This is a genomic window from Mesorhizobium sp. EU05-FHT14A09, assembly GCF_058790995.1.
In genome coordinates, this window is the sequence record NZ_JBYTDF010000006.1 from 118,722 (window position 1) to 135,047 (window position 16,326).

General features: G+C 63.7%; 17 protein-coding genes and 1 pseudogene. 8 read left to right on the forward strand and 10 right to left on the reverse strand.

Annotated features, from left to right (window positions below; all coding sequences use genetic code 11):
• Nucleotides 1-3 precede the first annotated feature (3 nt).
• The 6 genes and pseudogenes from AC3WTO_RS21085 to AC3WTO_RS21110 all read left to right on the forward strand — a co-directional run bounded on the left by AC3WTO_RS21085 (nucleotide 4) and on the right by AC3WTO_RS21110 (nucleotide 6,808).
• The gene (locus tag AC3WTO_RS21085; protein ID WP_492462866.1) at nucleotides 4-375 is read left to right on the forward strand and encodes a RidA family protein; all 372 of its coding nucleotides are present in this window, start codon (nucleotides 4-6) and stop codon (nucleotides 373-375) included.
• A 64-nt stretch (nucleotides 376-439) separates the two neighbouring features.
• Nucleotides 440-1,912 carry a M81 family metallopeptidase gene (locus AC3WTO_RS21090; protein ID WP_492462867.1) on the forward strand — a complete coding sequence of 491 codons (1,473 nt, stop codon included), beginning with the start codon at nucleotides 440-442 and terminating at the stop codon, nucleotides 1,910-1,912.
• Between the two features lie 221 nt (nucleotides 1,913-2,133).
• Nucleotides 2,134-2,217: pseudogene (locus AC3WTO_RS21095) on the forward strand (twin-arginine translocation signal domain-containing protein); the annotation flags it as partial.
• Nucleotides 2,218-2,901: 684 nt separating this feature from the next.
• Nucleotides 2,902-4,962, forward strand: a complete 2,061-nt coding sequence (locus tag AC3WTO_RS21100; RefSeq protein ID WP_492463012.1) for a xanthine dehydrogenase family protein molybdopterin-binding subunit — start codon at nucleotides 2,902-2,904, stop codon at nucleotides 4,960-4,962.
• Nucleotides 4,959-5,504 carry a (2Fe-2S)-binding protein gene (locus AC3WTO_RS21105; RefSeq protein ID WP_492462868.1) on the forward strand — a complete coding sequence of 182 codons (546 nt, stop codon included), beginning with the start codon at nucleotides 4,959-4,961 and terminating at the stop codon, nucleotides 5,502-5,504. The genes AC3WTO_RS21100 and AC3WTO_RS21105 overlap by 4 nt, the downstream gene beginning before the upstream one ends.
• An 11-nt stretch (nucleotides 5,505-5,515) precedes the next feature.
• Nucleotides 5,516-6,808 carry a c-type cytochrome gene (locus AC3WTO_RS21110; RefSeq protein ID WP_492462869.1) on the forward strand — a complete coding sequence of 431 codons (1,293 nt, stop codon included), beginning with the start codon at nucleotides 5,516-5,518 and terminating at the stop codon, nucleotides 6,806-6,808.
• Nucleotides 6,809-6,919: 111 nt separating this feature from the next.
• On the opposite strand, the gene AC3WTO_RS21115 is transcribed toward AC3WTO_RS21110, so the two are convergent.
• The 5 genes from AC3WTO_RS21115 to AC3WTO_RS21135 all read right to left on the reverse strand — a co-directional run bounded on the left by AC3WTO_RS21115 (nucleotide 6,920) and on the right by AC3WTO_RS21135 (nucleotide 11,594).
• On the reverse strand, nucleotides 6,920-7,750 hold the full coding sequence (locus AC3WTO_RS21115) for an ABC transporter permease (protein WP_492462870.1): 831 nt from the start codon (nucleotides 7,748-7,750) through the stop codon (nucleotides 6,920-6,922).
• A gap of 206 nt (nucleotides 7,751-7,956) precedes the next feature.
• Nucleotides 7,957-9,036 (reverse strand): extracellular solute-binding protein, encoded by a 1,080-nt coding sequence (locus tag AC3WTO_RS21120; protein WP_492462871.1) that lies wholly within the window; start codon nucleotides 9,034-9,036, stop codon nucleotides 7,957-7,959.
• 29 nt (nucleotides 9,037-9,065) lie between these two features.
• The gene (locus AC3WTO_RS21125) at nucleotides 9,066-10,097 is read right to left on the reverse strand and encodes an ABC transporter ATP-binding protein (RefSeq protein ID WP_492462872.1); all 1,032 of its coding nucleotides are present in this window, start codon (nucleotides 10,095-10,097) and stop codon (nucleotides 9,066-9,068) included.
• Nucleotides 10,094-10,879 carry an ABC transporter permease gene (locus AC3WTO_RS21130; RefSeq protein ID WP_492462873.1) on the reverse strand — a complete coding sequence of 262 codons (786 nt, stop codon included), beginning with the start codon at nucleotides 10,877-10,879 and terminating at the stop codon, nucleotides 10,094-10,096. Before AC3WTO_RS21130 ends, AC3WTO_RS21125 begins: the two co-directional genes overlap by 4 nt.
• A gap of 85 nt (nucleotides 10,880-10,964) precedes the next feature.
• A complete protein-coding gene (locus AC3WTO_RS21135; RefSeq protein WP_492462874.1) occupies nucleotides 10,965-11,594 on the reverse strand; it encodes a TIGR00725 family protein in 630 nt (209 codons plus the stop codon).
• A gap of 73 nt (nucleotides 11,595-11,667) precedes the next feature.
• Between AC3WTO_RS21135 and AC3WTO_RS21140 the strand changes: the two genes are divergently transcribed.
• Together AC3WTO_RS21140 and AC3WTO_RS21145 are read left to right on the forward strand one after the other, a co-directional pair.
• Entirely contained in the window at nucleotides 11,668-12,453 is a 786-nt protein-coding gene (locus AC3WTO_RS21140) for a DeoR/GlpR family DNA-binding transcription regulator (RefSeq protein ID WP_492462875.1), read from the forward strand.
• Nucleotides 12,454-12,610: 157 nt separating this feature from the next.
• The gene (locus AC3WTO_RS21145) at nucleotides 12,611-12,892 is read left to right on the forward strand and encodes a DUF6916 family protein (protein ID WP_492462876.1); all 282 of its coding nucleotides are present in this window, start codon (nucleotides 12,611-12,613) and stop codon (nucleotides 12,890-12,892) included.
• 30 nt (nucleotides 12,893-12,922) lie between these two features.
• Here the strand turns inward: AC3WTO_RS21145 and AC3WTO_RS21150 are convergent, their stop codons facing one another.
• From AC3WTO_RS21150 to AC3WTO_RS21170, 5 genes are all read right to left on the reverse strand, one after another.
• Complete coding sequence (locus tag AC3WTO_RS21150) at nucleotides 12,923-13,381, reverse strand: GNAT family N-acetyltransferase (protein WP_492462877.1); 459 nt, start codon at nucleotides 13,379-13,381, stop codon at nucleotides 12,923-12,925.
• 83 nt (nucleotides 13,382-13,464) lie between these two features.
• Entirely contained in the window at nucleotides 13,465-14,718 is a 1,254-nt protein-coding gene (locus AC3WTO_RS21155) for a DUF8189 domain-containing protein (RefSeq protein WP_492462878.1), read from the reverse strand.
• Between the two features lie 27 nt (nucleotides 14,719-14,745).
• Complete coding sequence (locus AC3WTO_RS21160; RefSeq protein WP_492462879.1) at nucleotides 14,746-15,276, reverse strand: phage tail protein; 531 nt, start codon at nucleotides 15,274-15,276, stop codon at nucleotides 14,746-14,748.
• Nucleotides 15,277-15,285: 9 nt separating this feature from the next.
• Nucleotides 15,286-15,759 carry a phage tail protein gene (locus AC3WTO_RS21165; protein ID WP_492462880.1) on the reverse strand — a complete coding sequence of 158 codons (474 nt, stop codon included), beginning with the start codon at nucleotides 15,757-15,759 and terminating at the stop codon, nucleotides 15,286-15,288.
• A gap of 39 nt (nucleotides 15,760-15,798) precedes the next feature.
• Nucleotides 15,799-16,317 (reverse strand): phage tail protein, encoded by a 519-nt coding sequence (locus tag AC3WTO_RS21170; RefSeq protein WP_492462881.1) that lies wholly within the window; start codon nucleotides 16,315-16,317, stop codon nucleotides 15,799-15,801.
• Nucleotides 16,318-16,326 lie beyond the last annotated feature (9 nt).

A 16,326-nucleotide genomic window follows, 5' to 3' on the forward strand; every position in this document is an offset into this window, starting at 1 on the left:
AGAATGTCACGCAAACAGGTTTTCGGAACGTCGCATGTGCCGCTGTCGCCGGCGGTGCGCGCCGGCGATTTTGTCTTCGTTTCCGGCCAGGTGCCGGTGCGCGCGGACGGCACGGTGGTCGACGGCGGCATCGAGCCGCAGACCAGGCAGGTGCTGGAAAACGTCAAGGCGGCGCTGGCGCTGGCAGGAGCCACCATGGACGACGTCGTCAAGACCACTGTGTGGATCGAGGATGCGCGCGACTTCGGCGGCATGAACAAGGTCTACGGCTCCTTCTTCGCCAAGGAACCACCGGCCCGTACCACCGTGGAATCGCGGCTGATGATCGACATCAAGGTCGAGATCGAAGCGGTTGCCTACGCACCGGCAAAATGAGCCGGATGCCTTCCGCGATCATCGCGGAAGGCAACTTCCCCGACGGATCAATCGAGTAAAGCGCATGCGTATCTTCACCGCCTCGCTGGCAACGGAAACCAACACCTTCTCGCCGGTGCCAACCGACCGCGCCTCTTTCGAGATGGCCTTTTATGCCGGTCCAGGCCAGCACCCGGAAACGCCGACGCTGTGCTCTTCGCCGATCGTTGTCCTGCGCCGCCGCGCGGCGGCTGAAGGGCTGACCGTCATCGAAGGCACCGCGACCTGGGCCGAACCCGGCGGGCTGGTACAGCGCCAGACTTTCGAGGCGCTGCGTGACGAGATCCTCGACCAGTTGCGGGCAGCGCTTCCGGTCGACGCGGTCATCCTCGGCCTGCACGGCGCCATGGTGGCGCAAGGCTATGACGACTGCGAAGGCGATCTTCTCGCTCGCGTCCGCGACATCGTCGGACCGGATGTCGTGGTTGCTTCCGAGCTCGACCCGCACAGTCACCTGACGCCGAAGCGCGTCGCTGCCGCCAATGTGCTCGCAGCCTTCCTGGAGTTTCCGCATACCGATTTCTACGAGCGCGGTGAACATGTCGTCGAGCTCGGTCTTGCCGCCGCGCGTGGCGAGATCAGGCCGGTGATCTCGACCTTCGATTGCCACATGATCGAGGTGATGCCGACCAGCCGCCAGCCGATGCGCGGCTTCGTCGACCGCATCAAGGCGCTGCACGGCAAGGATGGCGTGCTTTCGGCCTCCGTCATCCATGGCTTCATGGCCGCCGACGTGCCGGAGATGGGCGCGCGCATCATGGTCGTCACCGACAATGACAAGGCCAAGGGCGATGCCCTGGCCGAGCAGCTGGGACGCGAACTCTACGCGCTGCGCGGGCAGCTGGCCATGCCGATGCTGACGGCCGAGCCGGGCATCGACCGTGCGCTGGAGGTTCGCGCCGCCAACAAGGCGAAGCCGGTGGTGATCGCCGATGTCTGGGACAATCCCGGCGGCGGCGTCGCCGGCGACGGCACCTCGCTGCTGCGCGCGATGCTGGTGCGCGGCCTGAAAAATGTCGGCGTTGCCACCATCTGGGATCCGCTCGCGGTCACCTTCTGTCACGCCGCGGGCGAGGGGGCGGTCATCGACCTGCGCTTCGGCGGCAAGGCCGGCCCGCTGGCGGGCGAGCCGATCGACGCCAGGGTGCGTGTGGTGAAGGCTGTTGCCGAGAGCTGGCAGAGTTTTGGTCCAAGCCGCGTCACCTTGGGGGCGTCCGCGCTGGTGCGCCTGGAAGGCACCGAGATCGACATCATCCTCAACACCAACCGTACCCAGACCTTCGAGCCGGATATCTTCTCCAATCTCGGCGTCGATCCGCTGTCGAAGGATGTGCTGCTGATCAAGTCGACCAACCATTTCTACGCCGGCTTCGAGCCGATCGCCGCCGAGATCATCTATGTCTCGTCGCCGAGTTCCTATCCGAGCGACCCGGCCGCCACGAACTATGAAAAGCTGGTACGTCCGGTCTGGCCGCGTGTGAGGGAGCCCTGGGGCTGAACGCCTCGCCGTGCTTACAGAATTTGCAAGGCTCGCGTCGCAAGCCGGCGCGGAAACAATGCGTTTTCCATCGGCTGCAAATCTCTGAGCGGGTTTGTTGCACAAATACCTGCACAGTCCCATAATCGCTCGAACGATAGCGCCGGACCTTTGTGGTTCGTGGAAGATATGTCGGCTTTCTGATCACGTTGGACGACCCTGGTCTGACGCAGGAGGAGATGATGGGATCCAGTCTTTCGCGCCGGAATTTTCTCAAGGCCAGTGCCGCCGCAGGCATCGCCATCAAGGTTTCCTTCCTGCCTTCCCCGGCCGCCGCGCGGCTGATCGAGACACCGCCGCAACCCGGCCCGGATTGGCTTAAGGCCGATGGCAGGCCGAAATACCGGCTCGACGCCATCGCCAAGGTGACCGGCGAAAAGACCTTCTCGCGCGACTACCGCGCCCGCGACCTCAACGGCTGGCCGAAGCAGCAGGCGCACGCGTTCATGATCCACGCCACCAAGGCCGATCGGACCTTCGAGGGCATCGATCTCGGCGTGCTCGGCGATGCCCTGAAGCCGGACCGGCTGGTGCTTCATGAAGATCTTGTCGCCGATGGCATCGCCATTCCGGTGCCGGGTTTTTACGGCGATGTTTTCCTGGTGCCCAAGGGGCAGACGGCAAGGCTGCTCGGCCAGCCGGTCGCGCTGCTCATCTATCATGATTTTGCTCGCTACGACGCGGCGAAGCGGCTGGTCCGTTTCGACGATACGGTGGTGCGCTACGGTGAAAAGGCGCCCTACAGCCATCCAGCCCATTATGGCGCGGCGCGTTATGTGCGCATCGACGGCGGTACTCCAGATGCGGCCGACCGGTTTTCGCCGCTCAAGGATACAGTCATCTATGGCGGCTTTTCCGGCGACGACCCGAAATGGCCGGAGGCGGATGCTGCTGGCGGCGCCATGGCGCGCGGCATGGCCGCGGCCGCCGAGATCGAGCAGGAAATCGGCATGGCCGGCGATGATGCCCTGGTGCTGAGGAATGAGTATTTCTCGCAGTCGGTCGACGCTTCGGCCATGGAGGCCGACAACGGCAATGTCTGGTACGACGCGGCGACCGGTATCCTGCATCTCATGGTGGCGACGCAGTCGCCCTATGAAGTGGCCGAGGTTTCGGCCGGACTGGTCTCCAAGTCGAAATTTCCGCTCAAGGAGGTCGACCTCAAGGTTGGCTACACCGTCGGCTACGGCACCAAGGACCACTCGATCTTCGCGTTCTTCTGCGTGGTGGCAGGCCTCTACGGCGATGGCCGTCCCGTTCGCCTCGCCAACGATCGCTACGAACAGTTCCAGATGGGTTTGAAGCGGCACGCTTTCTGGATGGACAACACGCTGGTGGTCGACCGCAAGACCGGCCAGTTCCGGATCATGACCGGTCATTTCAAGAATGATGGCGGCGGCCGCGCCAATTTTTCATTCTCCGTCGGCTTCGTCGGCGCCACCGCGGCGCAGTCGATCTACTACCTGCCGAAAAGCGATTTTTCCGCTGCGGCCATTGCCTCGCGCGCTGTCGACGCGGGCTCGACACGCGGCTACGGAACGCTGCAATCTATGTCGGCGACCGAGATGATGGTCGACGAAGCGGCCGAAGCGCTCGGCATGGATGCGATCGATCTCCGGCTGAAGAATGTCTTCAAGTCGGGCATGAAGAACACGCAAGGGGCGATCCCGGCCGGAGCGTTGCGCAACGAGGAGATCCTGCTCAGGGCCAAGGCCCATCCGCTTTGGACGCAGCGACAGGCGAAAAAGGCGGCTTTCGATGCAGCCAATCCCGGCAAGCGTTATGGCGTCGGCTATGGCCATGTCCAGAAGGACTACGGCACCGGCGCGGAGGCGGCGCTTGCCGCGCTCGAATTCAATGTCCGGGGACGGGTGAGCTTCGCGCATGTCGCGCATGAGATCGGCACCGGCACCACGACCTCGCAGGCGATCATGGTGGGTGACATACTGGGTCGCGTGCCCGAGGTGACCGAGTATGGCAAGGTGCGCTGGCCGCAGATGCCGCTCGAAACCACCGACGAGCCCTATACGATGCCGCAGGCGGACGAGGACAGGAACAGCGCCAATCCGCGCTGGACGCCGAGTTTCACCTCGCCGATGAGCGCCACCAACAGCGTCTATTATCTCGGCCACGCCACACGGCAGGCGGCGCATGCGCTTGTCGAATTCGCCATCTGGCCGGCGGCAAGGTCGCTGTGGTCGCAAGGCATCGGCGGCGGTTCCATCGCGCCCTATTTCGTGCGGCGCGAGGATATCCGCATGGAAAACGGCATGGTGAATGCCGGCGGTATGCCTCCGCTGACTTTTGAGGCGGTGGCCGCCGAAGCGCATCGGCTGGGCCTTGTCACCGGCGTGACGGTCCACACCTTCAACCGCTGGCAGTGGGCGCAGGCCGATTTCGATGTTCCCGGCATCGGCAGGACACGCTTGCCGGTGGATGCGCTCGCGCTCAAATATGGTGATGGGGCTACGGCGCAGGCCAAGGCGCTGATGACGCTGGACGGCTGGCAGTTCGTCGACCGCGCGGCGGTCTTTTATCCGCCGGCGCAGCGCAACAATGCCGGCGTCACCTATTACGCACCGATGGCGACATTGGCCGAGATCGTCGTCGATACGGCGTCGGGCGAGGTGACGATCCTGTCGCATCATTCGATCATGGAATGCGGCACGCAGGTGGTGCCCGAACTGGTTTCCGGACAGCTTCAGGGCGGTCTGGCCATGGGCATCGGCCATGCGCTGAAGGAATATCTGCCGCTCTACGAGGACGGGCCCGGCGACGGCACCTGGAACTGGAACCGCTATGAACTGCCGCGCGCCAGGGACGTGGCGGTGTGGACGCAGACGTCGGAAATATTGCCGCCGCTTTCGGAAACCGATCCACCCAAGGGCATAGCCGAGGTCGTGATGATCGCCGTGGTGCCGGCCCTTGCCAATGCCATCGCGCACGCCATCGGCAAGCGCTTCTATGATCTGCCGATAACGCCGGAAAAGATACGGGGGGCACTGGCATGACGCTACCCACGAAAAAGCTCTCGCTCACCGTCAACGACAAGGCAATCGGACCCGCCGACGTGCCCGAAGCCATGATGATGCAGGATTTTCTCCACGAATATCTCGATCTCACCGGCTCGCGCATGGGCTGCGGCCAGGGTATCTGTCATGCCTGCACGGTGATCGTGGAAAAGGATGACGGCGTGCTGGACGAAGTCCGCACCTGCATCACCGGCGCGCACTGGTTCGAAGGCAAGAAGGTGCGCACGGTGGAAGGCCACGCCAGGCGCGATGCCGCCGGCGCGATTTCCGAACTGTCGCCGGTGCAGCAGGCCTTTATCGAGAATTTCTCGTTCCAGTGCGGCTACTGCACGCCGGGCTTCGTCACCGGTGCCTCCGTCTTCATCGACCAGTTGAAACGCCAGCCGGTCGCCAGGGCCGATCTCGAGAAGGCCATAACCGAAGCGCTCGACAAGCACATCTGCCGCTGCACCGGCTACGTCCGCTATCATCAGGCGGTGCGTGATCTGGTTCTGAAAATGCCTGACCTCGTCAAAGCCTGAGGGAGCATTCCATGACTTTACGCAGGCTGCTGTGGGGCGTGGTCGCACTCGCCGTTCTGGCTGCGATCGTTGCGGGAAGCATTTTTATAGGCCTGTTCGAAAAGAGCGTCGTGGCGAAGGATATCGACCAGCCGCTCGGCGCTGACGAGATGAAGACGCTGGCCGAGCGCGGCGCCTATGTCGCGGTGGCGGCGGACTGTTATGCCTGCCACACCGCCAAGGGGGGCGCGGCCTGGGCCGGAGGCCTGCCGTTCGAGACACCGTTCGGTACCATCTATGCCAGCAACATTTCCCCCGACAAGGACAACGGTATCGGCAACTGGACCCGTGCCGACTTCCACCGCGCGCTGCGCGACGGCGTCGGCAAGGGCGGACGCCATCTCTATCCGGCCATGCCTTACGCCTCTTATCGGGAGATGACGCCGCAAGATGTCGATGCGGTCTACGCCTATCTGATGACGCGCGAGCCGATGAAGGTCGCAAACAGGGACAACGAGCTCGCCTTTCCCTTCAACATTCGTCAGTCGTTGACGTTCTGGAACCTCGTCAACCTGCCCGGCGAAAAGCCGGCAAACGATCCTGCCCGCTCGGAGCTGTGGAACCGTGGCAATTATCTGGCCAATGCGCTGGCGCATTGCGGCGAATGCCACACGCCACGCAACGTGCTGCAAGGCATGGATCCGTCGAAATATCTGCAGGGAACCATCATCGAGGGCATCAATGCGCCTGACATCACCAAAGACGGCCTGGCGCGCATGGGCTTCGACGTGCCGCTGCTGGCGAGCTTCATGAAGTCCGGCATTTCGGCGCAAGGCGCTATGACCAACCAGATGTTCGACGTCGTGCATTTCTCGACGCAATACATGACCGACGAAGATCTTGAGGCGCTGTCGGCGTTCCTCTTCGATCTTGATGCCGCGCCTGGCCAGTCCGAGCCGCCGCCCGCGCCTGCGCCGGTCAGTGTTCCCGCGGAACTGACGGCATCGGCGCGCGCCACCTACATCAACCTCTGCTCTGGCTGTCATGGCGTCGAGGGGCAAGGTATTCCGCATGTGGTGGTGCCGCTGGCGACGAATGCCTCGATGCGCATCACCGATGCGCGCAATTTCGTCCACACCGTCCTGCACGGTATCTCCGCGCAGCGGTTTCCGGGATTGGAACGCATGCAGCCCATGCCGGCGTTCGACGACAAGCTGAGCGACCAGCAGCTGGCCGATCTCGCCAACTGGGCGCGGGCGACCTGGGGCGGCCGGCAGCCCGACGTGAAGCCCGACGACGTCGCCAAACTGCGCAAGGGCGGCTGACAAAGAGCAATTCCAGCAAAAGTGTAAGCGGTTTTGCGCCCCGGAATTGCGCAAGAACAAAGAGCTGGAGCAATTCCAGCAAAACCTTTGGGCACGTTTCCTGAAATTGCTCTAGCGGCGGGCGATCCGCCGGCTGCCGGCCGCTTCGCCGAGTGCGACCACGGCCGCGCAGATGGCGATCAGCACCAGCGATGCGGCCGATGCCGCCGGCAGATCGGTGCCGGTTTCCGAAATCTTGCTGTAGAGCACCAGCGGCAGGATGTTGACCTGGGTGCCGACCAGCGCCAGCGCGGTGCCATAGGCGCCGACGGCAACCGCCGATGTCAGGCAGAACGCCGCCACCAGGCTCGGCATGATCTGCGGCAGCATCACGTCGACCAGCGCGCGCATCCCGCCGGCGCCGAGCGATCGGGCGGCGATCAGCTGGTTGCGGTCGAAATTGCTGATCGCCGGCAGCACGATCAGCACGACGCGCGGAACCAGATAGTAGGAATAGGCAAGGCCGAGGCCGATCGGCGAGAAGATGAATGAGCCGGTCACGGCAGGGTCGAAGCCGATCTCGGCCAGAAGCAGCGTGACGAAACCGGACCGGCCGAGCAGCAGGATGAATCCGTAGGCGACGATCAGGCCCGAGAAGGTGAGCGGCAGCGAGATGGCGATGAGGGCGGCCATGCGAAGCCCGGGCGCCAGCCGGGCAAGAGTCAGCGCGACGCAGAAGCCTATGAACAGCGAAAACAGCGGGGCGACCGTACCGAGGATGAGCGTACCCTTGAGGCCGTTCCAGAACACCGGATCGGCGGCGAGGCGCGAGAAGGCACTGCCGCCGTTGGAAAATGCCCCGATCAGCACCGAACAGACCGGAACGATGAAGAACAACGCCAGCACGATCACGCCCGGGCCCAAGAAGGCGGCGAGGATCGGCGTCGAGGCTCTGATGCTCATGGCATGCTCCCGTTGGACAGGGCGTTCTCGTTTTTAACGGAAACGCTCCGCCCCTTTTTGTTCTTGCGCAATTCCGGACGCGAACCCGCCTGCATTCTTGCTGGAACTGCTCTGGAGACGCCGCCCGCGCCGGCAGGCGCGGGCGGCGTAGAGCCCGGATCGGCGCTAGCCGTCCGGATAAGATCGTGTGGCGAACCAGGGCATTTCTATTGCCCGAGAACCGCCTTGGCCCAGCCGGCATCGATCTCGCTCTTCTTTGCCGTCGATTTTGAGATATCGAGCGGATGGACTTGCGGCGCGTTCGGCATTTTGGAGGCAACTGCCTCCGGCAGCGCGATGCCGCTGACTGATGGGCGGACAAAACCTTCCGCGAAGATCTTCTGGCCTTCATCGCTCAGCACGAAATTGAGCCAGAGCTTGCCGGCGTTCGGATTGGGGCCGTTCTTGACCAGCGAGATCGCATAAGGTGCCGCGGCAGAAGCTTCCTGCGGGATGACCACCGCGACCCCGTCGCCCATGCCGTCGCCGAACTTGGCTTTCAGGCCGTCATTTTCGTAACCGATCCAGATCGGAATCTCTCCCTTGAGGAACTGGGCATAGGGCGTGGTGCCGACGGTGCGCAGCACATTGCCGGCCTTGGTCAGCGCGCCGAGATAGTTGATGCCGGGTGTGACATTGTCCATGTCGCCGCCATTGCCGAAACTTGCCGCGAAGGTGACGACCTGGCCCTGGCCGGTCGAGCGCGGGTCCTGATAGACGATGGCGCTCTTGTATTCCGGCTTCAGCAGGTCGGCCCAGCTTTGCGGGATCGTCTTGACCAGCTTTGTGTTGACGAGGAAAGCCACGTTCAGCGTGTGCACCGTGACCCAGCGGCCATCCTTTTCGCGCAGTGTCTCGGGCAGGCGGTCGAAGTTCACCGGCTTGTGGGCCTCGACGACGCCGGCCTTGGCCGCGTCGAGCGCCGAGGCCGCGAAATAATAGGCGGTATCGGCCTGCGGGCGATTGCGCGCTTTGTCGAGCGCGACGACGGTCGCTGCGGAGCCGAGGTCGTTGTAGACCATCTCGACACCCGGATAGCGTTTCTGGAAGGCCTTGAACTGCCCTGCCCAGTTTGCCCAGGTCGGGCCGGTGTCGAAGGATACGACCAGCCCTTCCTTCTGGGCGCTCTCGTAAAGCGCCTTTTCGCCGTCATAGAGTTCAGGCCCTTCGAAGGCCTGGCTTGCATGCGTGAAGCTCAGCGTCAAAGCGATTGCGGCTGCCCTGACAATGAATTGGCGTCGTTTCATCGGGAAGTCCTTTTTCGGGTTGTGTTTGCTCAACTGGCTGGAAGGAGGCGTATGGCGTCGGGTGGAATCTCGACCGATGTGACCGGCCCGCGCAGATGGGTTTCGAGGCGGATGCGGCCGCCCGGGACCGCAAGATCGATGCGCCGGATCGGCCCAAGGTAACGGTCGGCTTCGATGGTGCCGGCAAAGCGGCCGGGTTCGGTTGCTGGGCTCGGCATCGGCTGGACCCGTTCGGGACGGACGAAGGCGATGACGGCCTCGCCATTCGACCTGCCTTTGGTATCGCAGGCCAGCGGGCCGATCTCCGTGTCCACCCGTCCCGTGCCGGCGACCCTGCCGCGCCACAGGTTGGATTGGCCGACGAATGCCGCGACATAGGCATTGACCGGCGTTTCATAGAGGTCGCGTGGCGTTCCGATCTGCACGAGCCGGCCCTCATGCATCACCGCGACCTTGTCGCCGATCGAAAGCGCCTCTTCCTGGTCGTGCGTCACCAGAAGGGTGGCAATGCCTGCCGAGCGCTGCACGCGCAGGATCTCGTCGCGCATCTCCACGCGCAGTCCGGCGTCGAGCGCCGACAGCGGCTCGTCGAGCAGCAGGCCCTGCGGCTCGAACACCAGCGCGCGCGCCAGCGCAACGCGCTGCTGCTGTCCGCCCGAAAGCATCCCCGGCAGGTCGTCGGCGCGCGCACCCATGCCGACCCTGGCCAGCATCTCGATTGCCAGGGCGCGGCGCTCCGCCTTGCCGATGCCGCGCACCTTCAGCGCATAGCCGACATTTTCCCACAGCCGCATGTGCGGAAACAGCGCGTAGTTCTGGAAGACGACGCCAAGCCGGCGCTTCTCCGGCAGCAGCTCGCCGACATCCTTGCCGTCGATCAGGACACGGCCGTTTGCCGGCTTCACGAATCCCGCGAGCAGCTTGAGCAGTGTCGACTTGCCGGATCCCGACGCGCCGATGATCGCCAGCAGTTCGCCGCGCCCGATCTCCAGCGAGACGTCGAACACACCGATCGACGTGCCCGGATAGGTATAGCTGACGGCTTCATATCTGAGGGTCATTGCGGCTTCTTCCGTTCGACGCCGGCGATCTGGGCGGTCGTGCTGCTGGTGATCGAAGCGAGCGCGGCCAGGATGAGCAGGACGACGGTGGCGGCGCAGGCAAAGCCCGTCGCGCCGTAGAAGGCTTGCAGCAGCACCACAGGATAGGTGCGCGACAGGAAGCCGGCGACGAGGTTCGACAGCTGGAACTCGCCGATGGAAAGGGCTGCCACCGTGAGCATCGACGAGATCAGGCTCGTGCGCAGCAGCGGCAGCGTGACGTCGGTCAGCCGCGCTGCGAACGAGGCGCCCAGTGTCGCGGCGGCGTGTTCATATTCATCAAGCCGAAGCTGCTCCATGTCGGCGACAAGCGCCGTCACCGTATAGGGAAGGGTCAGCACCAGGTGTCCGGCCGCAAGCAGCCAGAAGCTGCCCAGCCAGGGCAGCGCGTCGGACGAGAAGACCAGGATGAAACCGAAAGCGAGCACGAGTTCCGGCACGGCCACCGGCATCAGCGTCACCAGCCTTGCGGCGAACCGCATGCCGCCGCGCGCGCCCGCCTGGATGGCGTAGGCCAGCGGAAAGCCGATGAGCATGTTGAGCACGCAGGTGACGCCGACGATCTGCAGGCTGGTGAAGAAGGCCCGGCGGAAACTCGGATCGTTGGCCACCTCTTCGTACCAGCGTCCGGTGAAGCCGGACGGCAGCAACGTGTTGCTCCAGGTCTCGCCGAACGAGCCGAGCAGCAGCAGCAGCACCGGCGCGGCGAGAAAGACCAGATACGCGATCGCAATTACCTGCAAGGCGGTCCCCTTGGCTGGGTTTCGGACCCTGTTCACTGCTCCGTAGCGTGGTTGTATGATAGATTCACGACAAATGGTAGAAATCTTACGCGAAAGAAAATACCCTTTTCGCGATCCGCTCCAGGATGTCGTCCACATCCGCCACCAGCGGCACGCCGCTGACCGGTGGTGCGTCGGCGGTCGCCAGCACCAGCCGGTTGAACTGCAGCCCCAGCGCGATCTCGGACAGCGTGCCGACGCCGCCGCCGATCGCCACCAGGACCATGCAGGCGCGGGCAATGATCGCGTTGCGGGCCGGCCCCAGTCCCGTGGCGATCGGGATCGCCACATAGGCGTTCGCCGCCTGCCATTCATCATCGGGCAGAATGCCGATCGGCAGTCCGCCTCCGGCGGCATGGCCCTTGCAGGCGGCCTCCATCACCCCGGATTTGCCGCCGCACAGCAGCTGCAGGCCGTGTTTCGCCAGCGCTTCACCCAGTTTTTCGGCCAGCGCGCATTGCGCAGGCGTGGCTTCGCGCGGCCCGATGATGCCGACCGGAACGCGGCGCAGCAGCCCCCGCTCCCCCAGCAGGGAAAGCGCTTCGACGGGCGTCACCGGTTGTGATGGATGATCCTGGCTGCTGCCGTCGGCGGTCCATTCCAGCCGGTAAGGATCGAAGGCCTGTCCATCGCGGGTCAGCTTTTCGTCCTGTTTGATCCATCGCAGCGCTGTCATCGTGAATAGGCTCTCTTTCCCGGTTGCGTCCCGCCGCAAGCTTTGTAAGCTATATAACTTGCGAGGAAGAAAAATGACAGTCGACGGTGAGCTCCTCAGCGAGTTGACGCAGCGCCAGGCCGATATCGTCGGGATTGTCGGCGAGCGCGGCTATGCCACGCTCGAAGCGCTCGCCGGCCGCTTCAACGTGTCGATGCAGTCGGTGCGCCGCGACATCATCCAGCTCGACCGGCTCGGGCTCATCCAGCGTTTCCACGGCGGGGCAGGGCCGTCGGACTCGACCATCCGTCTCGGCTACCACGAGAAACGGTCGCGTTCGGCCGAGGCCAAGGCGAGGATCGGCAAGGCCGCCGCCGCCATGGTGCCTGCCGGGGCCGCGATCTTCCTCGACGTCGGCACGACGGTCGAGGCGGTGGCCGAGAACCTGCGTGGCCGGCGGGCCGGCATCAGGGTCTTCACCTCCAGCCTGGCCACTGGAATGATACTGGCGGGCGAGCCCGACCTCGAGCTTCACATCTTCGGTGGCATCTCGCGCGGCCCGGACGGTTCGTTGACAGGCCCTGCCACCGTCGCCGGCATTCTGTCGATCCGCTTCGACCTCGCCTTCATCGGCTATTCGGGCTTCGATGACGACGGCACCGTCATGGACTACGACCTCGACAAGATAGCGGTCAAGAAAGCCGCCATCCAGCGGGCCGACGCCACCATTCTCGTGGGCGACAAGTCCAAGTTCAGCAGGCATGCGATCGCGCATGTCGTGCCGCCGCAGGCGGGACTACGGCTGGTCAGCGACGGACCGCCGCCGTCGCAACTGGCGGAAGCATTCGCGTCTTCGGGGCTCAAAATCATCGTCGCCTGACATCCGCGAGAAAATCATCCTCGGCCGGCAGCGGCCTCATTTTTGATCTTTCGTCGGTCGCGGGAGGATCGGCGGAAACCTCTGCGTAACGGATCGGGCCGGGGGACTGGACAGGGCTCGCCGCAGGCCGCAAAACATGTCGAGCTGGGGAGAAAATATGGTTGCGCAACTGACGGGCGCGGATTTCGAGCCGCATATCGGTACGGATTTCGATGTCGCTGAAACGGCGCTTGCGTTGCAGTTGCTCGAGGTGCGGCAGCTGGGGACAGCGCTGCGTAGCGGCGGCGCCTTCGCACTGACCTTTCGTGGTCCGCTGGCCGAGCCTTTGTCGCAGGCCATCTATCCGCTTGTCCATCCCAGGCTTGGCACGCTCGACATCTTCATCGTGCCGATCGCACGCCAGAATGACGGCATGCGCTATGAGGCCGTCTTCACCTGACCTGCTTGCCGCTTCAGTGGCATTTGGGTGCTACCCGGGAGCGCGGCTCGGATCGGCCTGACCGCCCGGATGCGCCATCAGCAGATAGACACCCTTGTCTTCGGTCTGCTGGAAGCCGAGCCGCCGGTAGAGCGACAGCGCCGGGTTCATGCGCTCGACATGGATCGAGACGGACTTGCCGGTTGAGATCGCGTCCTCGATCAGGTCCTGCAGCACGGCACTGCCGAAACCCTTGTTGCGCGCCGCCGGCGTCAGGGCGATGTCGATGATGCGGATCTCCTGCGGCCAGTGGACGAAGTAGAGTCGCCCCACGGCCGTCGCGTCGCTTTCGACGATCAACCATTGCGCGCCCGCATAGTGGCGCATGTAGTGCTGGTGCTGGGCGAGGAACTGCTGGTTGAGGAAGTCGAGTTTGGCGACCTCAGACCAGCCGGTCTGGGCGAGTTCTTCCAGGCGCGTCGACGCATAGAGTGCGGCAAGGAACGCCATATCGCCATCGCCGATCGGGCGAAACGCCAGCCCAGCCGATCTAGCGCCGCGCCATCCGGCTGGCAGGGGTTCAGTTTGCCTGGTCAACTGGCCGGCGGCGTCAGGTCGCGCACCACCGAATATTGCTGGATGCTGCTTGCGGCAAGTTGTGTCCACTCCAATTCCCACTCGGTGCTGTCGATCGCCGCCTGCGAGATGGTCCACAGGCCGCCAATGCCGGAGCCGGGCGGCAGCAGCCAGTGCGAGAACAGCGCGAGCCGGCCATCGGCATTGTAGTCGAGCGCAAGCTGCACCGGCCATGACGAATTGGCGACGTCCTGCCAGCCGGTCCAGGCAAGCGCGGCCGGATTGGTCTGCGTGTTGGCCGAAATGACGTTGGCCGCATCGGACGCAACCAGCATCAGATGGCCGTTGCCGTCCAGGCCGGCCGCCACCATGTTGAGCCCCGTGCGCGAAAAGCCGTTGCGCAGCCATGGCGTCCATGTGTCGGAGGCGGCAGGCCGCTGCAGCGTATGCATCAGCTGCTTGTTCGAATTGATCGCGAACAGATGCAGCGCGCCCAGCGGCCCGACGACCGGCGCCATGTAGAGGACCTTGCCGGTGAGGGCGTCGTCCATCTGGACCCACTGCGACCAGTCGCTGACTTTCAGCGCCGTGGCATTGGCCTGGACGCAGCGGTAGAGGCTGCCATTGGAATTGATGCCGAAGAGCGCGATGCGGCCGTCGCCCTGGCGGCAGGCCTTGATGCTGATCAGGCCGCCGGGAATCTGCTGCCAGGCGCTCCAGGGTGTCGCCGGCGGCACGCGCTCCTGCACCTTCACGGTGATTGGTGTGGTCGTGCCGGGCGGCGTGATCGTCACGTCCTTTTCGACGATCTGGTCGGGATTCTGGTAGATCCACCAGATCGTCCCGGTGGTGGCGACCACGGCGAAGATTTCGACGCGGCCGTCGACATCGCGCGCCATCGACAGGCTGACGACGTTGGTGTTGCCGCCCGGCGAGCCGAGCAGGGTGGGCGCGTTCCAGCGCTCGATGCCGCCGGACTGGTCGGTGGATTCATCGATATAAGCAATGCCGCCGCCCTGGACCTGGGCGGCGACGGCGACGCGCCCGTCTTTGGTCAGCCCGCTTGTGGCGAGCGTGTAGATGTATTTCTTGTCGATCGGCGTCCAGTTCGCTTCCCACGGGCCGTTCGGCTTGGTCTGCGCCTTGTAGGACAGGAATGACGTCGAGGTGTCGACGGCGACGACCATCAGCCGCGACAGTTCGAAGAAAGGCGGCTGTCCGGCACTGGGTGCTTCGGCGACCGGTGCGGCTGCGGCTTCGGTATTGGCCATGATACCCCTCCCGGGCTTCGGTTCAGATCAGCCTCGCGGCGGGAAAACGCCTTGCAGCGCGATGCAGAAATAGCAGGTGAGATAGGGTTGGAGATTGTTGTGTGCGCCGTCGCCGCCGGCGGGAGCGAGAGCCTGGGCCGACATGGCCACCAGAGAGGCGCTCGCCGTCCCGGTTTGGTACAAAGTGCCGCTAACGGATGTGGCGAGGGTTATGTTCTGAGCCAGCGTTCCCTGCGTTCCGTCTTCGACGGTTCCTCGAAATGGATGGGAGTGATTGGGAAGCTCGCTTTCAAGCAAGGTGACCGTTTCTGAGCCACCGGTTTCGCCAAGATCGTGCAGCGAAAGCCCTGGCCCCTGGCCCGGATGCATCGGTGCACGCGTTTGCAGGTCCGGCAACGCGAAGTTCGATTTGCCGTTGCCTCCATAGGTAGTGCCGAGCAGCGAGAAAAGCGCCGTGTTCTGCGACAATGGCAGCAATTGGCCGTCACACCACGCCCAGCCTCTGGGAGCGAAGTTGAAGGGGAAAATGCGGATTTCAGCGACGAAAGGGTCGGCCATATCGTCCTCTCAAGACGGTGACGGGAATATCCCGAACAGCGATATGATGAAATTGATGCAGAGGTACGGCTGGAAGTTGGTATGCGCACGACTTCCACCAACCGTGCCGATCGACGTGGGCGCCAAACTGGCGGTTGCGCTTTCGGCCGCATACGGCTTCACAAGTGTCGAACTTGCCAGCACATTGTTTTGCGGATTTGCCTGCGAGCCGTTGCCGGTCGAACCGAGAAGCGGATGGCTGTGCGCCGGCATCTGGGTAATCGTCACCGTGACCTCTTCCGCTCCTCCGTTCTCCGCAAGGATAAAACTGTTGCCTTGATGGATGGGAATGCGGCCGCGCAGATCCGGCAGCGCGAAGGTTGACTGGCCATCACCGCCATAGGTCGTGCCAATCAGATTGAAGAGTGTTTCGTTCTCCGAGATGGGCAGAAGCTGCCCTTCGCAGAACATCCACCCTGCCGGCGCAAAATTGCCGCCGAACATACGGATTTCGCCAACATAAGGCTGTGCCATGGATATCTCCTAGGTCGGCGAAGGAAAGATGCCCTGAAGCGCGATGCAGAAGGACAGGGTCAGGAAGGGCTGCATGTTCTGATGCGCCTGGCTGCCGCCGACATTGGCGACGGATCCCGCGTTGAGCGAAACGGCGCTGGGAGAAAACCCGGTTGAATAGACGTTCCCAGGATCTTGGGCGAGAACATTGCCTGTGCCCGCGAAATTCGGATTGTTCGTGTTGCCCGTTTGACTGGACGCATACAGCACATGAAAATGCTGGGGTATTTCCGATATCGACAACGTGTGCGCCGGCTCGCCGCCTCGATCGCCAAGCGTATGCCCCGAACCGACATGGATGGGTGTTCTGCCGCGATAGTCAGGCAGCGCAAAGTTCACTCTGCCGTCACCGCCGAATGTCGTTCCAAGCAGCGAGAACAGGCCCTGGTTTTGATTGATTGGCAACAATTGACCGTTGCAAAGCGCCCAGCCTCTTGGCGCGAACCCGAATGACATGATCCGGATTTCAGACAGAAACGGTTCCGCCACGGCTATGTC